This window comes from Ureibacillus sp. FSL K6-3587 (assembly GCF_038593165.1).
In the GTDB taxonomy this organism is placed as follows: Bacteria; Bacillota; Bacilli; order Bacillales_A; family Planococcaceae; genus Ureibacillus; species Ureibacillus suwonensis.
Map to the genome: position 1 here is coordinate 2,454,727 of NZ_CP151969.1, position 21,885 is coordinate 2,476,611.

The 21,885-nt window shown below is 42.1% G+C and carries 19 protein-coding genes and 1 other annotated feature; of the genes, 14 read left to right on the forward strand and 5 right to left on the reverse strand.

The annotated features are described in order from the left end of the window. Positions 1–14 precede the first annotated feature (14 nt). The 5 genes from NSS77_RS12210 to NSS77_RS12230 all read left to right on the forward strand — a co-directional run bounded on the left by NSS77_RS12210 (position 15) and on the right by NSS77_RS12230 (position 7,173). Positions 15–776 carry an RNA methyltransferase gene (locus NSS77_RS12210; RefSeq protein WP_342468979.1) on the forward strand — a complete coding sequence of 254 codons (762 nt, stop codon included), beginning with the start codon at positions 15–17 and terminating at the stop codon, positions 774–776. Positions 777–934: 158 nt separating this feature from the next. After that, positions 935–1,167: a binding site (T-box leader), on the forward strand. Between the two features lie 129 nt (positions 1,168–1,296). Continuing rightward, positions 1,297–2,334, forward strand: a complete 1,038-nt coding sequence (pheS, locus tag NSS77_RS12215) for a phenylalanine--tRNA ligase subunit alpha (RefSeq protein WP_342468980.1) — start codon at positions 1,297–1,299, stop codon at positions 2,332–2,334. Positions 2,335–2,346: 12 nt separating this feature from the next. Further along, on the forward strand, positions 2,347–4,752 hold the full coding sequence (gene pheT / locus NSS77_RS12220) for a phenylalanine--tRNA ligase subunit beta (RefSeq protein ID WP_342468981.1): 2,406 nt from the start codon (positions 2,347–2,349) through the stop codon (positions 4,750–4,752). 147 nt (positions 4,753–4,899) lie between these two features. Further along, entirely contained in the window at positions 4,900–5,793 is an 894-nt protein-coding gene (galU, locus tag NSS77_RS12225) for a UTP--glucose-1-phosphate uridylyltransferase GalU (protein ID WP_342468982.1), read from the forward strand. A 102-nt stretch (positions 5,794–5,895) separates the two neighbouring features. Next, complete coding sequence (locus tag NSS77_RS12230) at positions 5,896–7,173, forward strand: glucose-6-phosphate isomerase (protein ID WP_342468983.1); 1,278 nt, start codon at positions 5,896–5,898, stop codon at positions 7,171–7,173. A gap of 6 nt (positions 7,174–7,179) precedes the next feature. Here the strand turns inward: NSS77_RS12230 and NSS77_RS12235 are convergent, their stop codons facing one another. Next, positions 7,180–7,641, reverse strand: a complete 462-nt coding sequence (locus NSS77_RS12235) for a hypothetical protein (RefSeq protein ID WP_342468984.1) — start codon at positions 7,639–7,641, stop codon at positions 7,180–7,182. Positions 7,642–7,780: 139 nt separating this feature from the next. Between NSS77_RS12235 and NSS77_RS12240 the strand changes: the two genes are divergently transcribed. Next, positions 7,781–8,329, forward strand: a complete 549-nt coding sequence (locus NSS77_RS12240; protein ID WP_342468985.1) for a hydrolase — start codon at positions 7,781–7,783, stop codon at positions 8,327–8,329. A 127-nt stretch (positions 8,330–8,456) separates the two neighbouring features. Here NSS77_RS12240 and NSS77_RS12245 read toward each other — a convergent pair whose 3' ends face one another. Continuing rightward, entirely contained in the window at positions 8,457–8,642 is a 186-nt protein-coding gene (locus tag NSS77_RS12245; RefSeq protein WP_342468986.1) for a hypothetical protein, read from the reverse strand. 418 nt (positions 8,643–9,060) lie between these two features. On the opposite strand from NSS77_RS12245, the gene NSS77_RS12250 reads away from it, so the two are divergent. Together NSS77_RS12250 and safA are read left to right on the forward strand one after the other, a co-directional pair. Beyond that, positions 9,061–9,267: a hypothetical protein gene (locus NSS77_RS12250; RefSeq protein WP_342468987.1), complete on the forward strand. Its 207-nt coding sequence runs from the start codon at positions 9,061–9,063 to the stop codon at positions 9,265–9,267. Between the two features lie 213 nt (positions 9,268–9,480). Further along, positions 9,481–10,089, forward strand: coding sequence for a SafA/ExsA family spore coat assembly protein (gene safA / locus NSS77_RS12255; protein ID WP_342471274.1), 609 nt, complete (start codon positions 9,481–9,483; stop codon positions 10,087–10,089). A gap of 132 nt (positions 10,090–10,221) precedes the next feature. On the opposite strand, the gene NSS77_RS12260 is transcribed toward safA, so the two are convergent. After that, positions 10,222–11,577 (reverse strand): IS1182 family transposase, encoded by a 1,356-nt coding sequence (locus tag NSS77_RS12260; RefSeq protein ID WP_342468988.1) that lies wholly within the window; start codon positions 11,575–11,577, stop codon positions 10,222–10,224. Positions 11,578–11,693: 116 nt separating this feature from the next. Then, positions 11,694–13,340: an IS1182 family transposase gene (locus tag NSS77_RS12265; RefSeq protein WP_342468967.1), complete on the reverse strand. Its 1,647-nt coding sequence runs from the start codon at positions 13,338–13,340 to the stop codon at positions 11,694–11,696. A 261-nt stretch (positions 13,341–13,601) separates the two neighbouring features. Between NSS77_RS12265 and NSS77_RS12270 the strand changes: the two genes are divergently transcribed. Then, on the forward strand, positions 13,602–15,098 hold the full coding sequence (locus tag NSS77_RS12270) for a DNA/RNA helicase domain-containing protein (protein WP_342468989.1): 1,497 nt from the start codon (positions 13,602–13,604) through the stop codon (positions 15,096–15,098). A gap of 82 nt (positions 15,099–15,180) precedes the next feature. Here NSS77_RS12270 and rnhC read toward each other — a convergent pair whose 3' ends face one another. Continuing rightward, a complete protein-coding gene (rnhC, locus tag NSS77_RS12275; protein ID WP_342468990.1) occupies positions 15,181–16,122 on the reverse strand; it encodes a ribonuclease HIII in 942 nt (313 codons plus the stop codon). A gap of 202 nt (positions 16,123–16,324) precedes the next feature. Here rnhC and zapA point away from each other — a divergent pair, with 202 nt between their 5' ends. From zapA to NSS77_RS12300, 5 genes are all read left to right on the forward strand, one after another. Beyond that, positions 16,325–16,600, forward strand: a complete 276-nt coding sequence (zapA, locus tag NSS77_RS12280) for a cell division protein ZapA (RefSeq protein WP_342468991.1) — start codon at positions 16,325–16,327, stop codon at positions 16,598–16,600. 5 nt (positions 16,601–16,605) lie between these two features. Next, complete coding sequence (locus NSS77_RS12285; RefSeq protein ID WP_342468992.1) at positions 16,606–17,151, forward strand: CvpA family protein; 546 nt, start codon at positions 16,606–16,608, stop codon at positions 17,149–17,151. A gap of 87 nt (positions 17,152–17,238) precedes the next feature. After that, complete coding sequence (polX, locus tag NSS77_RS12290) at positions 17,239–18,948, forward strand: DNA polymerase/3'-5' exonuclease PolX (RefSeq protein WP_342468993.1); 1,710 nt, start codon at positions 17,239–17,241, stop codon at positions 18,946–18,948. Between the two features lie 30 nt (positions 18,949–18,978). After that, entirely contained in the window at positions 18,979–21,345 is a 2,367-nt protein-coding gene (locus NSS77_RS12295) for an endonuclease MutS2 (protein ID WP_342468994.1), read from the forward strand. Positions 21,346–21,350: 5 nt separating this feature from the next. Further along, complete coding sequence (locus tag NSS77_RS12300; RefSeq protein WP_342468995.1) at positions 21,351–21,770, forward strand: DUF350 domain-containing protein; 420 nt, start codon at positions 21,351–21,353, stop codon at positions 21,768–21,770. The last annotated feature ends 115 nt before the right edge of the window (positions 21,771–21,885 follow it).

Consider the following 21,885-nt stretch of genomic DNA (forward strand, 5'->3'; position numbering starts at 1 on the left):
GCGGTCTTTATTGGATGAAACGGATTGAATCGAAGCAGAATGCATTAGTGAAGCATTGGAAAAAACTTGTTTCCGCAAAAAAAGAACGGGATAAAACCGGAGAATATATAGTGGAAGGTTTTCATTTGACGGAAGAGGCTTTAAAAAACAAGGACCAAGTGATCCACATCATTAAACGGGAAGATGTTGAAATTCCCCGGGAATGGTCATTGGACGATGTCTACCTTGTGGAAGTGACGGATTCCGTTGCGAAGGAGATTGCCGAAACGGAAACTTCCCAAGGGATTTTCGCCCATTGTAAGCAGCGGGAGATTTCCGGATCTGAACAGGCAAAATGGAGCAAATTGCTGCTCGTTGACAGCGTGCAAGATCCAGGCAATATCGGCACCATGATCCGCACTGCGGATGCTTGTGGAATTGATGCGGTCATTTTAGGAAAAGGGTGTGCCGACTTATACAATCCAAAAACTTTGCGTTCAGCCCAAGGCTCCCATTTCCATCTGCCTGTCATAAGGGGAAATTTGGCGGAATGGATAGAAAAATTAAAAGAGCGCCATATTCCGGTTTTCGGTACGGCTCTTGAAAATGCGGTTGATTACAGAAAGCTGGATAAAACGGAAAGTTTTGCCTTGTTAGTGGGAAATGAAGGCAGCGGTGTTCATCAGGCGCTGTTGGAGAAAACGGATCAAAATGTGGTAATTCCGATTTTTGGACAAGCGGAATCATTGAACGTGGCTGTTGCAACCGGTATATTGTTGTATAAATTCATGGAATAACAATGGACGTGTATTTCTGTTTCCAGTCGGAGAAAAAGTGAACGTTATTTGATAGGCTGTTGTAATGGACGAATTATAGAGAGACAATGGAACTACTTGAAAGAACTGCCGATTTATCGTAGAATAAACTAAGATTTTTCCACATGAATCAAATATGGTCAAATGCGTTTGGAGCGGGAAGAGTAAATATTCACCAGCTGCATATCAGGGAGCATAAGTCCAGACTGAGAGCTTATGCATGCAGCGGAATATTGAAGTTCACCCCGCAAGCAGCATCCGGGACCAGAGAATTTTCTCTGTAAAGGATTGCCGGCCAATGCCGTTATGTCAATGAAGTGATTGCATTTTTGCAATAACTAGGGTGGTACCGCGAATGTTCCTCGTCCCTTGATTGGGGCGGGGTTTTTTTATTTGGGCAAACGTCAATTCTTTTACAAAACACGGCATCAAGTTCTTAAATAAAGGTCATATAAAAATCCGTCATTTTGGGATGAATCAAAAATTTTAAGGAGGTTACATGATGGAACAGCAACTCAAACAAATCGAGCAAGAAGCCATTGAACAAATTGCTGCTTGTACGAACCTGAAAGAATTGAATGATATTCGCGTAAAGTTCTTAGGAAAAAAAGGCTCCATCACGGAAGTGTTGAAAGGTATGGGGAAACTTTCCCCGGAAGAGCGTCCGAAAATCGGGGCGCTTGCCAATACGGTGCGTGAAAAGGTTACGCAAGAATTGGAACAGCGGGCAAAAGTTTTGGAAGAACAACAAATTCAAGAGCAGTTGGAAAAGGAATCAGTGGATGTAACGCTACCTGGACGCAAAGTTCGGGTTGGAAACAGACATCCTTTGACACGTGTCGTTGAAGAATTGGAAGATTTATTCATTTCCATGGGCTATGAAGTGGCGGAAGGTCCGGAAGTGGAAACGGACTATTTCAACTTCGAAGCGTTGAACTTGCCAAAGGGTCACCCTGCCCGCGATATGCAGGATACGTTCTATATTACGGAGGAAACGTTGCTCCGCACCCATACTTCTCCTGTGCAAGCAAGAACAATGCTTGCGAAACAGGGAAAACCGTTCCGCATTATCTGTCCTGGAAAAGTGTATCGCCGTGACACGGATGATGCCACTCACTCCCACCAATTTATGCAAATTGAAGGGCTTGTGGTCGGCGAAAATATCCGCATGAGCGATTTGAAAGGTACGCTGGATAAACTGGCGAAAAAAATGTTTGGCGAGGATCGGGAAATCCGCTTGCGTCCAAGTTTCTTCCCATTCACTGAACCATCCGTTGAAATGGATATTTCCTGCTTCCGCTGCGGAGGAAATGGATGCAATGTATGTAAACATACAGGATGGATCGAAATTTTGGGTGCCGGCATGGTTCATCCAAACGTGCTTGAAATGGGCGGTTATGATCCGAAAAAATTCTCCGGTTTTGCCTTTGGAATTGGTGTAGAGCGTATTGCAATGCTGAAGTACGGTGTGGAAGATATCCGAAACTTCTATATCGATGACATCCGATTCTTATCACAATTCCGACGTACAGAAGGGTAAGGGGGTAACAATATGTTAGTTTCATTAAAATGGTTGCAAGAATATGTCGATATACAAGGGTTAACTCCGGAAGAATTGGCGGAAAAAATCACGCGTGCCGGAATTGAAGTCGATTCCGTCATCGACCGTTCGCAAGGCATGACGAATATTGTGGTTGGTCATGTCCTTTCAAAAGAAAAACATCCGGATGCCGACAAATTGAGCGTTTGCCAAGTGGATGTCGGAACGGATGTAAGACAGATCATTTGCGGCGCGCCAAACGTGGCGGCAGGACAAAAAGTCATCGTGGCGTTGCCTGGCGCCAAACTTCCTGGAGGCATCAAAATTAAAAAAGCGAAAATGCGCGGCCAAGAATCGAACGGAATGATTTGCTCCTTGCAAGAGCTGGGCGTTGAAGGCCGTGTGGTGCCAAAAGCCTACGCTGACGGTATTTACGTTTTGCCGGAAGATGCTGTGCCCGGCGCGGATGCATTGGAAATCATCGGCTTAAGAGATACGGTGCTGGAGCTTGACTTGACACCAAACCGTTCCGATGCCCTTTCCATGCTTGGAGTCGCCTATGAAGTGGGGGCCATTTTGTCACAAGATGTGAAATTGCCCGAAATCCAATATGCAACTGCAAAGGAAAAAGCGGAAGATTATATTAAAGTGCGGGTGGATGCGACGAAAGAAAACCCATTATATGCTGCAAAAGTCATAAAAAATGTCAAAGTGGCGGAATCGCCATTATGGTTGCAGCACTATTTAATGGCTGCGGGCGTTCGTCCCCACAATAACGTTGTCGATATTACAAACTACGTATTGCTCGAATATGGCCAACCCCTTCACGCGTTTGACTACGATTCATTAGGAACAGGGGAAATCGTCGTCCGTTTGGCAAATGAAGGTGAAAAAATTGTCACTTTGGACGATCAGGAACGTACACTTCAAAGCCACCATTTGGTCATTACAAATGGAAAAGAACCGGTTGCCGTTGCAGGAGTGATGGGAGGAGCCAACTCAGAAGTGACGGAAAGCACGACAACGGTTGTTCTTGAAGCGGCTTATTTTGACGGTTTATCCGTTCGCCGCACATCCAAAGATCTGGGATTGCGTTCCGACTCATCCGTGCGTTTTGAAAAAGGCGTCGATCCGAACCGGGTTTTGGAAGCCCAAGAACGGGCAGCACAACTGATTTGCGCATTGGCTGGCGGAGAAGTGCTGGAAGGAACCGTGCTTGTGGATGAACTCGATAAAACGCCAGCGCGCATTGTCATTTCACCGGATGACATTAATACAAAATTGGGCATGAAAATTTCGCTGGAAGATATGATTTCCATCTTGGAACGATTAAAGTTCGATGTGGAAGCGAAACGGGGTTTATTGGTCATTGATGTGCCGACTCGCCGACAAGACATCAAAATTGAAGAGGATATTATTGAAGAAATTGCAAGACTCTATGGTTATGATGAAATTCCAATGACATTGCCTGAAGGGAAAACACAAGTGGGCGGTTTGACCCCTTATCAAGAAAAGCGCCGTATTGTCCGCAATTTCTTGGAGGGTGCCGGCCTCTATCAAGCGGTCACATATTCCTTGACTTCTGAAGAATGGTCCCAAAAGTTTGCGTTGAAAAAAGAAGAAACGACCAAATTGTTGATGCCGATGAGCGAAGACCGCACAACATTGCGCCAAAGCTTGATTCCTCATTTGTTGCAGGCGGCAAGCTACAACATGGCACGCCAAGCGGATTCCGCATGTTTATATGAAATCGGCTCTGTATTCCTTGGCAAAACAGAGGAAGGTTTGCCATTTGAAGAGGAGCATGCGGCCTTTGTCATCACCGGCAAATGGGTGGATGATGCATGGCTCGGAGATAAACGCAATGTTGATTTCTTTGTGGCAAAAGGCATTGTGGAAGGATTAATCGAAAAATTAGGTTTAACAGAACGCATTACCTATGAAAAAGGAACGATGGAAGGACTTCATCCAGGTCAAACGGCAAACATTTTACTGGACGGTGAACGGGTAGGAATTATCGGCGGCCTTCATCCGGCAGAACGAAAAGCATGGGATTTAAAAGAAACGTATGTAGCAGAGTTGAATTTACATGCTTTATTGCGTGCTGAAGCGAAAGGCGTTGAATACGAACCGGTTCCACGCTTCCCGATGGTGACGCGTGACATTGCTGTGGAAGTGGACAGAGCGGTTTCCGCCGGAGAACTTGAATCGATTATCCGCAAAGCGGGCACGAAGTTGTTAAAAGCGGTAAAAGTATTTGATGTATATGAAGGAGAGAATATCGAGGCAGGCAAAAAATCCGTCGCCTTCACATTGACATACTTCAATCCGGAAAGAACCCTTACGGATGAAGAAGTGGCAAATGCCCATGAAAAAGTGTGGAAAGCTTTGGAAGAAGCCGGTGCGACAATCCGATAAAACTTACACAAATTGTAACAAAGTGACATTCAAAGGCTGGAGCTGATTCCAGCCTTTTTTCTTTTATGGGCCGTTTGCCTGTGCTATGAGGGAACTGGTAAATTATTGTATAATTTTGTTAACCAAAGGTATAAGGAGTGAGAGGGCTTGAAAAAGATACGAAAAGCAATCATTCCGGCAGCGGGATTAGGAACCCGTTTTTTGCCTGTAACGAAAGCCATGCCGAAAGAGATGTTGCCGATTGTCGATAAACCGACCATTCAATATATCGTGGAAGAAGCCATCGCTTCGGGCATTGAAGATATTATGATCGTTACCGGTAAAGGAAAACGGGCGATCGAAGACCATTTTGACCATGCATTTGAATTGGAAGCGAATTTAATAGAAAAGAAGAAATTCGATCTGTTGGAAAAAGTGCGTGTCACATCAGACATCGATATTCACTATATCCGCCAAAAACAACCCCTGGGTCTGGGACATGCGGTTTGGTGTGCACGTAAATTTATTGGAGATGAACCTTTCGCTGTATTGCTCGGCGATGATATTGTCCAAAGCGAAGTTCCTTGTTTGAAGCAATTGATCGATCAATATGAGAAAACCTTTTCCAGCGTCATTGCGGTGATGGAAGTGCCCGAGAGTGAAATTCACCGGTACGGTGTCATCGATCCCGTTTCGACCGATTCCCCTTTGATGCAAGTCAAAAAATTTGTTGAAAAACCGGCGAAAGAACAAGCGCCTTCCAATTACGCGATTATCGGCCGTTACATTTTGACCCCTGAAATTTTCCGATTCTTGGAACAAAAGAAAGCGGGAATTGGCGGGGAAATTCAATTAACGGATGCAATTGAAGAATTGAATACGATTCAACGGGTGTTTGCGTACCGATTTGAAGGAAAACGCTATGATGTCGGCAATCCGCTGGGTTTTATCGAAACAACCATCGATTTTGCGCTCCAGCGGGAAGATTTGAGGGAGGAAGTGGGACGGTTCATAATCAAAAAGGCGCAAGAGCTTTCCGTACATGCAGCTTCAAATGAATAAATGGTTTTCTTTAACAGTATGATGAAACAGACGGTGCATGAAATTGTTTTCAATGATTGGCTAGTTCCTTATCAAATTTGAAGGAGAAATGAGGCAATTCCATTGAATACTTATTCAGTGCATACAAATTTATTGAATTGTATATTCGATGATATGGATATAGCTTCATATAAAGAGCGTGTGGAAAAAATCCATGATGAACTGGAAACTTCCAATGATATGACGGGATGGATCAATTATCCTTTGATGGATCATGAAGAACTCTTCAATTCAATTGAAAAGCTGAAAGATGAAATTTGCATGGAGGCGGATGTGTTCGTCGTCATCGGGATTGGAGGCTCTTTTTTAGGCGCCCGTGCGGTTCAGGAAGCATTAACCCCCTACTTTGGCGTTTTGGAAAAAGGAACGGAAGTCATTTATGTCGGCCATCATATGAGCGGTTCTTATTTGCAGCAATTAATTCATTACTTGGAAGGCAAAGAAATCTATATCAATGTCATTTCAAAATCCGGAAGCACAATGGAGACGACTTTAGCCTTCCGCGTGTTAAGACTGTACATGGAAAAACGGTATGGGGAAGAAGCGGCGGAACGGATTATTGTGACAACGGATCCGGAAAAAGGCATATTGAAAGCCATAGCGGACGAAGAGGGATATAAAAGATTTGCCGTCCCTCCGGATATCGGGGGCAGGTATTCCGTATTTACGCCTGTCGGACTTTTGCCGATTGCCGTGGCGGGCATCGATATCCGATCGTTTATGGATGGAGCCAAAAATGCCGCATTGGAATTGAAAAATGCCGATCTGACCCAAAATCACGCATACCAATACGCCGTCATAAGAAATAAGTTGTACAACGAAGGGTATTGCGTGGAACTGCTCGCCTCCTTCGAACCGTCATTAAAGAAATTCCATGAATGGTGGATGCAGCTGTTTGGGGAAAGCGAAGGGAAAGAAAAAAAGGGATTGTTCCCCGCTTGTGTGACCTACTCCACGGATTTGCATGCAATTGGGCAATTCATTCAGGAAGGAAGCCCGATTTTGTTTGAAACACTCCTTCATTTCAATCAAATTGAAGGCGATTACATCATTCCTTATGATCCGAGAAATGAGGAAGGTTTAAATTATTTGGCAGGCCGTTCTTTCAACGAAATCAATGCCACCTCAAAACAAGGCACAGCCCTTGCCCATGCAGAAGGCGGGGTGCCCGTCATACAACTGGAGATGGAGAAACTGGATGCTTATCACTTGGGATATTTGATGTATTTCTTTATGAAAGCATGTGCCATGAGCGCGAAGCTGATTGAAGTGAATCCCTTTGATCAGCCGGGGGTGGAGGCGTATAAAAGAAAAATGCTCGAGCTGTTAAAAAAGAAATAGAATGAATTATTCAGGAGGGGTTTGACCGGTTTCCCGGGCATGTTCCAACGCCGCCGGTTTTATGATGCCGTACAACGCGCCCAATACACCGCTGATCGTATGGATCAATCCAAAGGTGTAGATGTCGAAGTAAAGCCTGCTTGTTTCTTGATCCAGTTTCCAAATCGAACCATGGATGGAATTTTTGATGTCGAGAAAAAAGTATAGGAAAAATCCGGTGAGCAGAATCCCGCTGATAATGCCCAACCACTTGACGCTATTTTTGGCATTGCGGGCAGCGGTTAAAAAATAGCGGAAAGTGGCGAACAAGCTCAACAATACAAAAGGAAACAGGAAAATAAAGCCGATGAATCCCAGATTGCCGGATGCCCCTTTTGGCTGCACTTCAAACAGTTGATTGACAATTAGAAAGCCGAAAAAGGAAATGGCCAAACTGATAAGCCAACTTAAACGAATCACATTCATCATCCATTTCTTCAAGAAAGTTTTAAAGCTACAAATATTATAACGTATCCCAAAAAGGAAGCACGGTTTTAAAAAAAAAATCAAAAATCAAGGATTTTTCACCATTTTGTAGAATTATTAATGATGAAAATGAAAAAAGGGGATGAGGAAGTTGTTGACAAAAGAAGACACAGTGCTCGTATTGATTGACATTCAAGGGAAGCTGGCACGCATTGTGGACAAGAGCGAATTTGTGATCGACAATATCGCCAGAATGGTGCAAGGGGCGAAAGTGTTGGGGTTGCCCATCTTATGGCTTGAACAATATCCCAAAGGTTTAGGACCGACCGTTGAAGAAATTTCCCAATTTTTGACCGATGAAAAGCCGATTGAAAAAATCACCTTCAGCGCTTACGACACGCCGGAGTTTGTAAAAGCATTGGAAGCGACAGGCCGCAAAAAGGTATTGATTGCGGGAATTGAAGCCCATATTTGTGTATATCAGACGGCTGCCCATCTGCTTCAAAACGGTTATGAAGTCGAAGTGTTGGCGGATTGCGTGTCTTCCCGCACAGCTATAAATTCGCAAATTGGCCTTGAGAAAATGAAACAATGCGGCGCAAAACTTTCCAGCGTGGAAATGGCGTTATTTGAAATGCAACAAATTGCGAAAGGCGACGAATTTAAAGCCATCAGTAAAATTGTCAAATAATAAGGTGCGATAAGGGCTGTCCAGATGATCTGGGCGGCTTTTTTTATTGCCAATAACACAAAAAAAGAGCGGTTTTCGCTCTTTTTGGATGCAAGTATTCATAACAGGAGGTTGTTTCACATATAACTTATTCCTTTTCAAAAAATTGATCATGCCTTTCGCGAATGGACGGGTGTTCTTTCTTTTTTGGGAGATGAAACTCTTCTTCCATTCCAAATTCTTCAAGACTGGTTGAATGGTTGCCTACGGATTGCTTGCCACGTACAAATTCAAAGTGGCGCTTGTCATTCTCCAAATCCTTTCGATGATCCATGTTGCAAGTCTCTCCTTTCCATGTTCATTATGAGTATTTTTGGCGATGTTATGCATCGAGAATGGAAAGCGGTGTGGTGACAATTTTTCTTCGTCCATGAATGATGAAAGGGAAAAACCAAAGGTAAGCGAAAAATGAAGGAGTCATACAATTTTCATTGATCCGGCCTTTGAAACATTGAATCAAGAAAAAAGCAGCAGCAGCCGATACCGGAAAGGTTTTTCCGGAATTTTTTTCTTTTGATGCTTCTTTCCGGAATGGCCAATGCTGTTGGAAGCGTTTCTATTAACATTCCTAATGAACGGTTATAAATATCTTTTATAGAGAAATTTAGATTAAAAAAGGAATAACTTATGTATCAAGTCAATATAAATTTACTAAGTCAGTTGGAAAATATGCGAATTTGGGAGGCAGTACATTGTCAATGATGAATGGTCAATTACTGGAGTTAATTCATTCGATCGAAAAGTTGCCAAAATCTGTGCAAATCTCAACCTATTATTATTTGAGAAGAAATATTCAGGAAATGGACGATGAAGAATATTCTTTCATCAACCATCAACAGAAAAAGGAAGAATCATCCTGGGTGAATGCGTTCATGGAATACCATTTTGATTCCAAATAACTAAATTATCGATAGTAATTTATTCCTATTTCGAATATATTTCAAATATTTTACGAGACTTAAAGAGTAAAAGCCAGCTCTATCAACGGGTTCAAAGATTAATATTTCAAAGTAATAAAACTGTAATAATCCTTCCAGAAATTTTGTGATGAATTCATCGGAAATACCTTTTATGATGAATTTGCACAAAAGAAGAAAGGAAGGATGGAAATGATGAAAACGAAATTGAAAAAAGGCGCAGGCGCCCTCATTTTATCCATTGGATTATTATTGCCGGTAACGGCTTTCGCTGCCGGAACATATACAGTCGCATCAGGAGATTCTCTTTGGAAAATTGCAGTAAAAACACAAACAGGTGTACAAGAATTGATTAATGCGAATCCGCAATTGGAAAATCCGAATTTGATTTATCCGGGACAAAAAATCAATGTGCCGGAGAAGGAAGGCCAAGCTTATGAGGAAGAAGTGGTAAGATTGGTCAATGTGGAACGTGCCAAAGCAGGATTGCCTGCATTAAAATCCGATTGGGAATTGGCGAGAGTGGCGAAGCATAAATCCCAAGACATGCATGATAAAAAATATTTCGACCATACAAGCCCAACATACGGTTCGCCATTTACCATGATGACAAACTATGGAATCCAATATAAATCCGCCGGTGAAAATATTGCCATGGGCCAAAGCACGCCGGAACAAGTGGTGAAAGCTTGGATGAACTCACCGGGACACCGCGCAAACATCTTGAACAAAAACTATACGCATATCGGTGTGGGATATGTGAAAGACGGCCATTATTGGACACAAATGTTCATTCAAAAATAATGATGAAGCAAGAAGCGCACATTTCTTAAAGGAATGTGCGCTCAGACTGTCGACAAACCCCAACTCAAATGTTTCATTTGAGTTGGGGTTTGTCTTTTTTTTGCTCATCATTTTCTAAGATTCTTCTCTTATTTAGGCTGGACATGGTCTTTTCCATGTCCAGTTTGCCATTTTCTTTAAGTTCATGGCAGCGAAAGTAAGCATCGCCTGCATGGACAATTTTTCCAATCCTCGTAGAGTTGTCCATCGCATGCCATGCTTCTCTTTTCCATCGGCAAAGACCCGTTCAATCGTTTCTTTGCGCTTATCATATATATTTCTATTGATTTCTGTATGTCTTAAGTGGTCGACTTCTTCCACATAGTGCTCCCAAATGTAGCGATGAATAAATTTCGTGTGATCTTTACTTTGGGTACACTTTTCTAAGAACGGGCACGTTTTACATATTTCCGGATTAGAAGCGTACTGTCGATAACCTTCTCTTGTCGTGGTTCGGTATTCAAGAATTTGGTTGTTTGGGCAGATATAACAATCATAATGTTCATCGTATACATACTCATACTTTTTAAAGAAACCGTCTTTTGTTCTTGGTCTTGTATATGGCATAACGGGACGAATCTCTTTGTCCAACAGACTTTTCGCATTCGCTGGGGTTTTGTATCCGGCATCTACGGCTACTGCAGTTGGTTTGCCTACTTTTTCGATGACTTGTTCGAGTAATTGACCAAACACCTGACTATCATGAATATTCGCTCCCGTTACCTTGGTAGCTAAGACAAAGCCTTTTGCATCACAGGCGGTATGAAAAGAATAGGCAAACATCTTTTCCCGTTCATCTTTTACGTAATAGCCACTATCAGGATCGGTTGTACTGACCTTTATTTCCTTGGTTTCTTCATTCTCTTTCGGGGGAAAGGGCTTTTTTCCATGGTTTTCACGGTCTTGGTTAATCTCTAACTCTAATTGCGCTTGATAGCTTTTTGTTTCTGCCCGGACAATTTTCTTATCGAACTTCTTTTTATTGGCGCTCGCTTTGACATGTGTTGAATCAATAAAGGCAACAGATGCATCCACTAATCCTTTATTCATCGCTTCTTTTAAAATACGATAAAAAATCTGTTCAAATAAATCAGTACCTTGAAAACGACGAACATAATTCTTGCCGAACGTTGAAAAATGAGGAATTTTCTCTGTGAAACCATATCCTAAGAACCATCGATACGCCACGTTGGTTTCAATTTCTTTGATCGTTTGACGCATGGATCGAATACCAAATAAATACTGCACAAAGACCATTTTAATGAGCACAACAGGATCAATACTAGGCCTTCCGTTATCTAGGCAATAGGTATCTTTGACAAGATCGTAAATAAAATCAAAGTCTATGGCTTGTTCAATCTTCCTTACCAAATGATCTTCTGGAACCAATTGATCAAGAGCCACCATTTCCAATTGATTTCGATTATTGTCAGTACGCTTCGATAACATCCTAAATTTCCCCCGTTAACCAAGAATTCTATCCCTATTATACAAAAAAAGCCTGTAGATTTGGCCACTAGTTAGGGACTTTGTCTACAAGCTGAGAGGCTGGGACAAAACTAGCTTCAAAATAGGAAAAAGGAGAATTTGAGCCAACTCAAATTCTCCTTTTTCCATTTCTCTCCATTATTTTTGGTCAGTTGATCTTTGTTGGCCGTGTATTTCCGTAAATTCACGGCCATTAAGGCAATGCCCATTTCATTTTCCACTTTCGATTTTCCTCGAACGGAAAATCGAGTGAAACGCAAATTAGCCTTCAAGAATCCAAAAACTGGTTCTACGTCTATTTTACGTTGACGGAAAATAGAACCAGCTTTTTCTTCTGAAAGCTTCGCTCTTACATATTCTTTTTGTTGTTCCCATTTTTCATTCACCATGACCTTTCGGTGATTGCCTTCCTTTGCTTTTGTGCATGATGAACGAAATGGACATCCTGAACAGTTTTCACATTCATAGATTTTCAATTCTCGTTTGAAACCAGTCTTATCTGTACGTACAGAACGATAACGGAAGGTTACTCGCTGCTGATTTGGACAAATGTAGGTATCACTTTCTTCGTCGTACATCCAATTGTCTGGATGAAATGGATTTTGTTTATATTTCTTCTTTTGTTCTTTCTCATACATGGTATATGGAATGAGTGCCTCACATTTTCGATTCGAAAGGATGTCTTCATAGTTTTGTTCACTACCATAACCAGCATCTGCGACAATATACTTTGGCAACGGAAAATAATCCTTTTCTATCTTATTCAAGAACGGAATTAATGTACGTGTATCAGTAGGATTTGGAAAGATGCTATAAGCTAGTGCGTATTGACCTTCTGTTGCGATTTGTACGTTGTATCCAGCCTTCAATTGACCGTTTTTCATATAGTCGTCTTTCATTCGCATGAACGTCGCATCTAAGTCTGTTTTGGAATAACTATTCCGTTCACCCAAGATTTCGAAGTCTTTTTGATACTTTTGTTTACGTAAAATCAAGTCAATCAACTGTTTGTACACTCGCTTCGGATATTTCCGTTCGCTTCTTAATGCTTTTCGTTCTGTGGCATCGGGCGATGCTTCTATCTTTTGGTCATATTCCGTAATCACTTCATCGACTTGTTGCACCATTTGAGCGAGTTCTTCAACGGACAGTTCTCCCTCATTTTCCCGCTCCATTTCAGGGATGATTTCCTTCTCTAACAGTTCGTTGTAGAGCTGATTGGATTTTTCAATTAAGCTTTGGTTGTATTTTTCAATGGATTTCTTCCATACGAAAGTAAATTTATTGGCATTCGCTTCAATCTTTGTACCGTCAATGAAAATTGCTTCTTGATCAATTAATTTTTCTTCCACCAGTTGGCAACGGAATTGGACAAAACATTGACGAATTAATTCTTTTACTTCCGGATGCACACGAAAACGATTGATCGTCCGATAACTTGGTTCATAGCCTTGTGCCAACCACATCATCCGAATACTGTCCTTTAAAAGGGCTTCAATTTTCCGACCTGAAAAGACTGATTGGGAATAAGCACACAAAATAATTTTTAGCATCATGCGTGGATGATAAGCAGGACAACCTGTATTTCGAAGAAACGGCTGAAAGGCTTCATCGGGGATACTTTCAACTAAATGGTGAATGTGGAAGGCAATATCATTTTCTTGTAATTTTATTTCTAAATCTAGAGGCAAAACTAATTGATTCATGTTATAATATTTGAACATAAGGACACTTCCTTTGATAAAATTTTTTGGGGTAGATACTTAAATTTTATCAGAAGATGTCCTTATTTTTATTAAAAAAATAGTAATAGCCCATGAAATTTCATTCCAACATTTCATGGGCTGTTTCCATTTTAGAGGAGGGTTTTGTCCCAGCCTGTTTTTTTCTGCAACACGCTTTGCTTAATAAATGGGAATTGACTATAATTCAGTTTAAAGTGGTTTGCATATAAAGGTTATTCTAGTTCAAAGGAGATATTTTAAGTGAAGCCGATCAATTTATTTTCGCTGCTGAATGCGAAAGAGGATTTGGATGAAACAAACTTTATCCAGTATTTGGAACAGTTTGGCATCAACCCAAGATTAAGGACGAGCGAATTTCTTGATTTGCATGCGTTTGTGGAATCATTAAGAAAAGGGCACGAAACGGTTGAAATTTACAATGGTTATTATGTCGGCTATATGATTAAGCAAATCGGGAAAGAATTTGATTTATTAAGAATCGGGAAAGATTGCGTCATCAATATCGAGTTGAAACGGGAGGGGGATATCGGGAAAGTTACGAAGCAGCTGGTTCAAAACCGGCATTATTTAAATTTTTTGGATGTGGACGTTTACAATTTTACCTACATTTCTTCGACAAACCGATTATATCAGTTGAATGAACATAATCAGGTGGATGAAATCGAAATACATACTTTAATTGAAAAATTGCAACGGCAACAGCTTCGCGTCATCGAAAATTTGGATGATTTGTTTGATCCATCGAATTACTTGGTATCCCCCTTTAATGCAACGGAAGCATTTATGGAAGATAAATATTTTTTAAGTGCCCAGCAAAGTACATATAAAAGGGAAATCATAACATCGAAGCTGGTCGATCAATCCAAAGTCTTTGCCCTCCAAGGTGGTCCCGGAACCGGAAAATCATTGCTCACCTATGACATTGCGAAAGAGTATATAAGACAATCAAAAAATGTCATTATTTTCAACTGCGGCCGATTGAATGGCGGGCATATCAAGTTGATCCATGAATATCGGTGGCCGATCGTCCCCATCAGCAAGTTCCATGATGTCATCCATGATGAAAGCAATTTATCCAAATATGACTTGATCATTTTTGATGAGGCACAGCGGCTGTATCTTAAGAAGTTGCAGGAATTTATCCGACTCCTTGAAAAGTCGAAAACAAAATGCATTTTTTCTTATGATCCGAGCCAAGTGTTGACGGCTTTTGAAATGAAAAATAAAATACCGAAACTCATTGAAACGACATTGAAACCGGTGAAATACGAATTGACGGAAGTGGTCCGATACAATAAAGAAATCCATTCATTCATCAAAAAATTGTTTGATTTGTCATCACAGGTGCCGATGCAGCAATATTCCAATGTGAGCATCCAATATTTTTCCTCCGTCCAGGCTACGAAAAGCTACTTGAATTTTTTGCAGGAAGCCGGATGGAAAGTGATCGATTTCACTCCTTCCAGATACATAGATCCATCCAGAAACCATCCAATGGCGGTGACCACCGCGGATGTGATTGGGCAAGAGTTCGATCAAGTCGCGGCAGTGATTGATGAAACTTTTTACTATAAGCCGAATAACAGACTGGCGGCGAAAGTGGAGTGCAGGAAACCGTATTATCATCCGGCGAAAATGCTTTACCAAAACATCAGCAGAACAAGAAAGAAATTGCAGGTGGTCGTTGTCAATAACCTGGTTGTGATGGATCACATATTAAAAATCTTGAAGCATTAAATATACCATCCGATTTGGCATATACATAGAAGACAAAGAAAATGGCCGCCTCTTGGCTCGGCCATTTTCTCATTTGATGCGATTATCCTTTGCGCATCTTTTCATAAATCCTTTTCGCCTTTTCGGTATTGGAAAAATGCCATTTTGCGATGGAACGGAGGGTGTTTTCACCATGCTCCAACAAAATTTTTGCGGCCATTTCGTCCACCAGGTGGCCGGCTCCTTTTTGAAGGGGTAGTCCCACCATGGAAGACAACCGATCCATTTCCAGCAAAAATCCGTATCTTGCGATGATGGAAGCGGCGGCCACCGCTACATGAAGCTGTTCCGCTTTGGTTGAAAAAAGGACATTTTCCCGGACAATTTCTTTTTCGTTTTGGATATAGCCGTAATATGTTTCCCGTTCCGCAAATTGATCGATTAAGATATATTCGGGCTTTTCCGGGGAAATTTTTTGAAGCACATGCTTGATTGCTTGATTGTGCAACAGGGCTTTCATTTTTCCCTGGCTGAACCCGCGGCTTTGCAGCTCGTTATACTTGTCGTTGCGCAAAATCAACAGGCTATGGACACAGCTTTCGATAAGGTCCGGTGCAATTTCCCGTATTTTATCATCATTGAGTTGTTTTGAATCTTTGACGCCCAATTCTTTCACCAGTTCAATTTTTTCTTTGGGCACATAGACGCTGGCAACTGTCATCGGGCCGAAATAATCGCCCGTTCCGGTTTCATCGGAACCGATCACAGACATCCGGGAAAAGTTTTCCGGGAGCTGATCGCCTTTGATGCGGTTTGAATCTTGGACACCATTGCTTTCCGTCATGTCCCCAAACCGGCTTGCTTCCCGTTCTGCACCGGCCCCTTGAAACATCACTTTTCCGGAGTTGTAAACAGTGATCGCCGCATCGGGAAGTTTTGCGGCAAAGGCAACACCGGGGGCATTCCGCTCAATTTGGTATTTGAGATAATAAGCTTTTACTTCTTTACATTGTTCCGTTGTCAATTGCAAAACGATATTGGCCATAAAAGTATCCTTTCTCTGGAAAAATTTATATAGATTTTATCAAAATTTCTTCAATCTGATAAACCCTTACAACTCCATGTTGTATGTGACGGAATAAAGATGTTATGATTTATTTATTGAATCCGAAAAAATTTATATTTATATATAAAAGTGCTCCAATGCAAAGAATGATTCATCGAAATGCAAATCTGGGGGTGTCGAATTGGCTGAGCAAGAAAAAAATATACCGGAAAAAAATAAAATTGAAGTCAAAATCTATGGCTCTACATATAAATTGGTTGGCCCTGAATCAATCGGTCATCTGCGGTTGGTCGCTTCCATTGTGGACGATAAAATGCAAGAAATAAAATTACATAATCCATCCCTGAATACGACTCAATTGGCCGTATTAACCGCTGTCAATACGGTTCATGAATTATTAAAGTTAAAAGAAGAAGTTGAAAGATTAGAAGAAGAATTGAAAAAATTGAAGGGTTGAACTGCATGTTGGACATCATATTGCTCATTATTTTTGCGATTAGTTTGTTGATTGGAATAAAGCGCGGTTTTATCATGCAAGCCATTAACCTGGTCGGCTTTTTTGTCGCTTTAATTGTCGCTTATATTTACTATAAACCGCTGGCGGAAAAATTTGTATTATGGATTCCATATCCGGGAATCGAACCCGGTTCATCCTTGACATTGGTGCTCGATGCATTGGATGTGGATAAAACCTTTTATCGCATTATCGCTTTTGCCGTGATTTTCTTTGTTGTAAGACTTGCCATGCAAATTGTCGCTTCAATATTTGATTTTTTGGCCTTTTTGCCGGTATTAAAGTCGTTTAACCGGATCCTGGGCGCGTTGCTTTGCTTTGTGGAGTTTTATTTCATTCTGTTCATTTTATTGTATGTATTTGCTTTATTGCCGATTGATTCAGTACAAAAATACATGGGGAGCTCCATCATCGCCAATATCATGCTCGAGCATACACCAATCGTCACCCAATTGTTCCAGAAACTATGGTATAGTTATTTAGAAAATCAATAATCATCCATATGATTGTCAAAAGTATCTTCCATCTTCCACAATGGAGATACTTTTTTGCGGTTTACTAAAGAAAAAGGTGGGACACCGTTGAATAAAAAAACGATTATCCGAACGTTGGAAAAAATCGCATTGTATCTTGAATTGCAAGGGGAAAACCCTTTTAAAGTTTCCGCTTTCCGCAAAGCGGCGAATGCTTTGGAACTGGATGAAAGAAGCCTCGATGAAATTGACGACTTTACAAAAATCAAAGGGATTGGAAAAGGCACGGGGACAGTCATCGATGAACTGATCCAAACGGGGGAATCCCAAACATTAAAAGAGCTGGAACAACAAGTGCCAAAAGGGTTGATCCCGCTTTTGAAGATTCCTGGACTTGGCGGAAAGAAACTGGCCAAATTGTACCAGGAACTTGGCGTGGATAGCGCGGAATCATTAAAAGAAGCGTGTGAATTAAATAAAGTGCGCAATTTGCCGGGGTTTGGCCCGAAAACGGAAGAGAAAATCCTGAAAGAGCTTGAACAATTCGGGGAAAGGAAAGAAAGGCTTCCGATTTGGTATCTTGAAACCGTCGTGAAAGAAATCGAACAGCTTCTTTCCGCAATCGAAGAAGTTGAACGGTTCTCTGTTGCGGGAAGTTTCCGTCGTGTAAATGAAACGAGCAAAGATTTGGACTTTGTCATTGCGACGGAACAACCGGAAAAGGTGAGGGAACAGCTGTTAAACCGATTGGCCGTCAAAGAAATCGTTGGCAGCGGGGATACAAAAGTATCCGTCGTGATTGATTTGGACGAGCTTGTGAGTGTAGATTTCCGTTTAGTGGCAAAGGATGAATATATAACGACCCTTCATCATTTTACCGGTTCGAAAGATCATAATGTACGCATGCGGCAACTTGCGAAAGAACAGGGAAAGAAAATCAGCGAATATGGAGTGGAACAGCCCGATGGACAAGTGGTCACTTTCCGGTCGGAAGAAGAATTTTTTGCCCATTTTGGTCTTCCTTATATACCGCCAACTGTCCGCGAAACAGGACATGAATTGGATCGGTTAAAGGAACTGGAGGAATTGGTGACAATAGAAGATATTAAAGGGGATTTGCACATGCATACCACTTTCTCCGATGGAGCCAATTCCGTTTTTGAAATGGGTGAGGCGCTGATCCAAAAAGGGTATCAGTTTGGCGTCATTACTGACCATTCCCAATATTTGAAAGTGGCAAACGGGCTCACGCCGGAAAGACTGAAGAAACAGCGGGCTGAAATTGATGCGTTTAATGAAGCGCATCCGGGGTTTACATTGTTTGCCGGTACAGAAATGGATATTTTGCCGGATGGCACCCTGGATTATGATGACGATGTATTAAAAGAATTGGATTTTGTCATCGCCTCCATCCATACAAGTTTTTCCCAGCCGCAAGAAAAAATTATGGAACGTTTATTCAATGCCATAAAACATCCATATGTCCACATGATTGCGCATCCAACGGGAAGAATCATTGGCGAGCGGGAAGGTTATCGTCCCGATGTGCAACAATTGATTTATTGGGCGAAGGAATACGGGAAAATCCTGGAATTGAATGCCAGCCCGTACCGTCTCGATCTTTGCGTGGAGCATTTGAAACTCGCAATGGAACTTGGAGTGCCGATTGCGATCAATACCGATGCCCATGCCATTGAGCAATTGGAGTATATGGAGATCGGCACGAAATATGCCCAAAAGGCCTGGTTGAAAAAAGAGCTTGTTGTCAATACATGGAGCATCCAGGAGTTTAAAGCGTTTATTCGGAGAAATAAGTAATCAGTATGTTGACAGACAGGAGTGTTCAGAATGATTGCTGAACGAGCATTAAAAACCCTTGAATTTGATAAAGTGCGTGCCCAAGTGGCTGAATTTTGCACCTCTTCCCTTGGCAGAAGGCAAATTGAGCAATTGGTGCCGCAAACGGACTATGAAAAAGTGGCGGAGCTTTTGGAAGAAATGGATGAAGGGCTTGCTGTTTTGCGGGTGAAAGGGCATGTGCCGATGGGGGGCATTTTTGATATCCGTCCCCATTTAAAACGCGCTCAAATCGGCGCAATGCTCAGCGCGATGGAATTGATGGAAATCTCAAGCACCATACGGGCAAGCCGCATTTTGAGGAATTTTATTGAAGATATCGAAAATGATGGGGATATCCAGATCCCCCATTTCATCGAACGGAAAAATCAAATGCCGGTTTTGACCGCATTGCAGCATGAAATTGACGATTGCATCGATGAAAACGGGGCGGTGCTGGATTCTGCCAGCGCGGAGTTGAGATCCATCCGCCAGCAACTGCGCTCCGAAGAAGCCAAAGTGCGCCAAAAACTGGATAGCCTGGTGAGGGGACCGGGTGCCGCGAAAATGCTTTCCGATACCATTGTAACGATCCGAAATGACCGTTATGTCATCCCGGTGAAACAGGAATATCGAAGCCACTATGGCGGCATTGTCCATGATCAGTCTTCTTCCGGCCAGACATTGTTTATCGAGCCGGAATCCGTCGTGCAAATCAATAATGAAATACAGCGATTAAAGGTTCGGGAAAAAGCGGAAATCGAAAAAATCCTGCTCGCGCTCACGGCAAAAGTCCAAGAAGTGGTGAATGAACTGTTTGAACTTGTCAAAATATTGGGGGACATCGATGCCATTTTGGCAAAGGCAAAATACGGCACAAAAAACAAATGCGCGAAACCGGTTGTGAATAATGAAGGATATATACGTTTGATACAAGCGAGACATCCTTTGATCCCGATTGAAAAGGCAGTGCCAAATACAATTGAATTTGGACGGGATGTCACGGCCATTGTGATTACCGGACCAAACACCGGCGGGAAAACTGTCACTCTGAAAACGGTTGGACTGTGCACGCTGATGGCGCAGGCGGGATTACCGATACCGGCCGTCGATGGTTCTGAACTTTCCGTATTCCGTCAAGTGTTTGCGGATATTGGGGATGAACAATCCATTGAACAATCCCTTTCCACGTTTTCATCCCATATGGTGAACATTGTGGAAATTTTAAATCACTTTGATGAACATTCGTTAATCTTATTTGATGAATTGGGTGCAGGAACCGATCCGCAAGAAGGGGCAGCCCTTGCCATCTCCATCCTGGATGAAGTGGTGGGGCGTGGCGCCCGTGTCATGGCAACAACCCACTATCCGGAATTGAAAGCTTATGCCTACAACCGAAAAGGAGTTATGAATGCAAGTGTCGAATTTGATGTAGAGACGCTCAGCCCTACGTATCGGTTATTGATTGGCGTCCCTGGACGTTCCAACGCTTTTGAAATTTCGAAACGGCTCGGCTTAAAGGATTCCATCATTAATCAGGCCAAGTCTTTTACAGGCACCGACCGCCGCGAAGTGGAGTCGATGATCGCTTCATTGGAAGAAAGCAGACGTCGCGCGGAACAGGAAGCAGAGGAAGCGCATGAAATATTGGAAGAAGCGGAAGTATTGCATAAAGAGTTGGAAGAAAAGCTGAATGAATGGAATGAAAAGAAAGAAAGCCTGGAAGAAAAAGCGAAAGCGGAAGCGCGGAAAATCATAGAGGATGCCAAAAAAGAAGCGGAGAAAGTCATCAAAGAATTGCGGGAAATGCAGCAAAATGCGAGCCATGCCATCAAAGAGCATGAGCTCATCGAAGCGAAAAAACGGTTGGAAGAGGCTCTGCCGGAAGATAATCCAATATTGAAAAAACAGGCAAGAATCCGTGAACGGGCTCAGAACTTGCAGCCCGGCGATGAAGTAAAAGTGTTGAGTTTCGGCCAAAAAGGGACGCTGCTCGAAAAGGCATCCGATCATGAGTGGGTGGTGCAGATCGGCATGTTAAAAATGAAAATCGACGAATCGGATTTGGAATATGTGAAGCCGGAGAAAGAAAAACAAATGGTGACGCTGACGACAGTGAAAAATCGGAGCAATCATGTTAAATTGGAATTGGACTTGCGCGGAGAGCGGTTGGAAGATGCCATCTTGAAAACGGAAAAATATCTCGATGATGCCCTTCTCTCCAACTACAGCCGTGTCACAATCATTCATGGAAAAGGGACAGGGGCTCTGCGCCAAGGGATACACGAATATTTGAAAAAACATAAACGGGTGCGTTCATTCCGATATGGAGAAGCTGGCGAAGGTGGCTTGGGAGTCACAATCGTTGAATTAAAATAAGGGGGATGGTGAATGTGGGTTCAAATTTTTGGCGGCATCCTTTAATTGAAACGGCCGGTTATTTCAGTGTTGTCGTATTATGTTTGGTGGTCGCTATGGTGTTGTTTGAAGTAGTGACGAAATATAAAAACTGGGAAGAAATCAAGAAGGGAAATATTGCAGTCGCCCTTGCAACCGGAGGAAAAATTCTGGGGGTATGCAATATTTTCCGATATTCGATTGAGAGACATAACACATTTTTTGAAATGATCGGTTGGGGGTTATATGGGTTTGTTCTGTTGATCATCGCCTATTTTCTATTTGAATTTTTGACCCCCCAATTCAATGTGGACAAGGAAATTGAAGAAGATAACCGGTCTGTCGGATTGATTTCGTTCACCATTTCGCTTGGTCTTTCCTTTGTCATCGGCGCCAGCATCATTTAGGGAGGTTCCAATGGAAAAACTAGCAAAAATACTCATTGCCGTAGCCGTCATTTTTGTCATCATAGGAATTTATTATTTAATTTCTTTATAATGATTGTTATTAAATTTCTAATTC

Coding starts and splice junctions, on each gene's coding strand:
- NSS77_RS12260 (WP_342468988.1), bottom strand. CDS start 11,577: ATGTTATCGAAGCGTACTGACAATAATCGAAATCAATTGGAAATGGTG.
- NSS77_RS12245 (WP_342468986.1), bottom strand. CDS start 8,642: ATGGATCATCGAAAGGATTTGGAGAATGACAAGCGCCACTTTGAATTT.
- NSS77_RS12265 (WP_342468967.1), bottom strand. CDS start 13,340: ATGTTCAAATATTATAACATGAATCAATTAGTTTTGCCTCTAGATTTA.
- NSS77_RS12300 (WP_342468995.1), top strand. CDS start 21,351: ATGGTGAATGTGGGTTCAAATTTTTGGCGGCATCCTTTAATTGAAACG.
- NSS77_RS12240 (WP_342468985.1), top strand. CDS start 7,781: ATGAGGAAGTTGTTGACAAAAGAAGACACAGTGCTCGTATTGATTGAC.
- safA (WP_342471274.1), top strand. CDS start 9,481: ATGAAAACGAAATTGAAAAAAGGCGCAGGCGCCCTCATTTTATCCATT.
- pheS (WP_342468980.1), top strand. CDS start 1,297: ATGGAACAGCAACTCAAACAAATCGAGCAAGAAGCCATTGAACAAATT.
- NSS77_RS12235 (WP_342468984.1), bottom strand. CDS start 7,641: ATGATGAATGTGATTCGTTTAAGTTGGCTTATCAGTTTGGCCATTTCC.
- NSS77_RS12295 (WP_342468994.1), top strand. CDS start 18,979: ATGATTGCTGAACGAGCATTAAAAACCCTTGAATTTGATAAAGTGCGT.
- rnhC (WP_342468990.1), bottom strand. CDS start 16,122: ATGGCCAATATCGTTTTGCAATTGACAACGGAACAATGTAAAGAAGTA.
- pheT (WP_342468981.1), top strand. CDS start 2,347: ATGTTAGTTTCATTAAAATGGTTGCAAGAATATGTCGATATACAAGGG.
- NSS77_RS12285 (WP_342468992.1), top strand. CDS start 16,606: ATGTTGGACATCATATTGCTCATTATTTTTGCGATTAGTTTGTTGATT.
- NSS77_RS12210 (WP_342468979.1), top strand. CDS start 15: ATGAAACGGATTGAATCGAAGCAGAATGCATTAGTGAAGCATTGGAAA.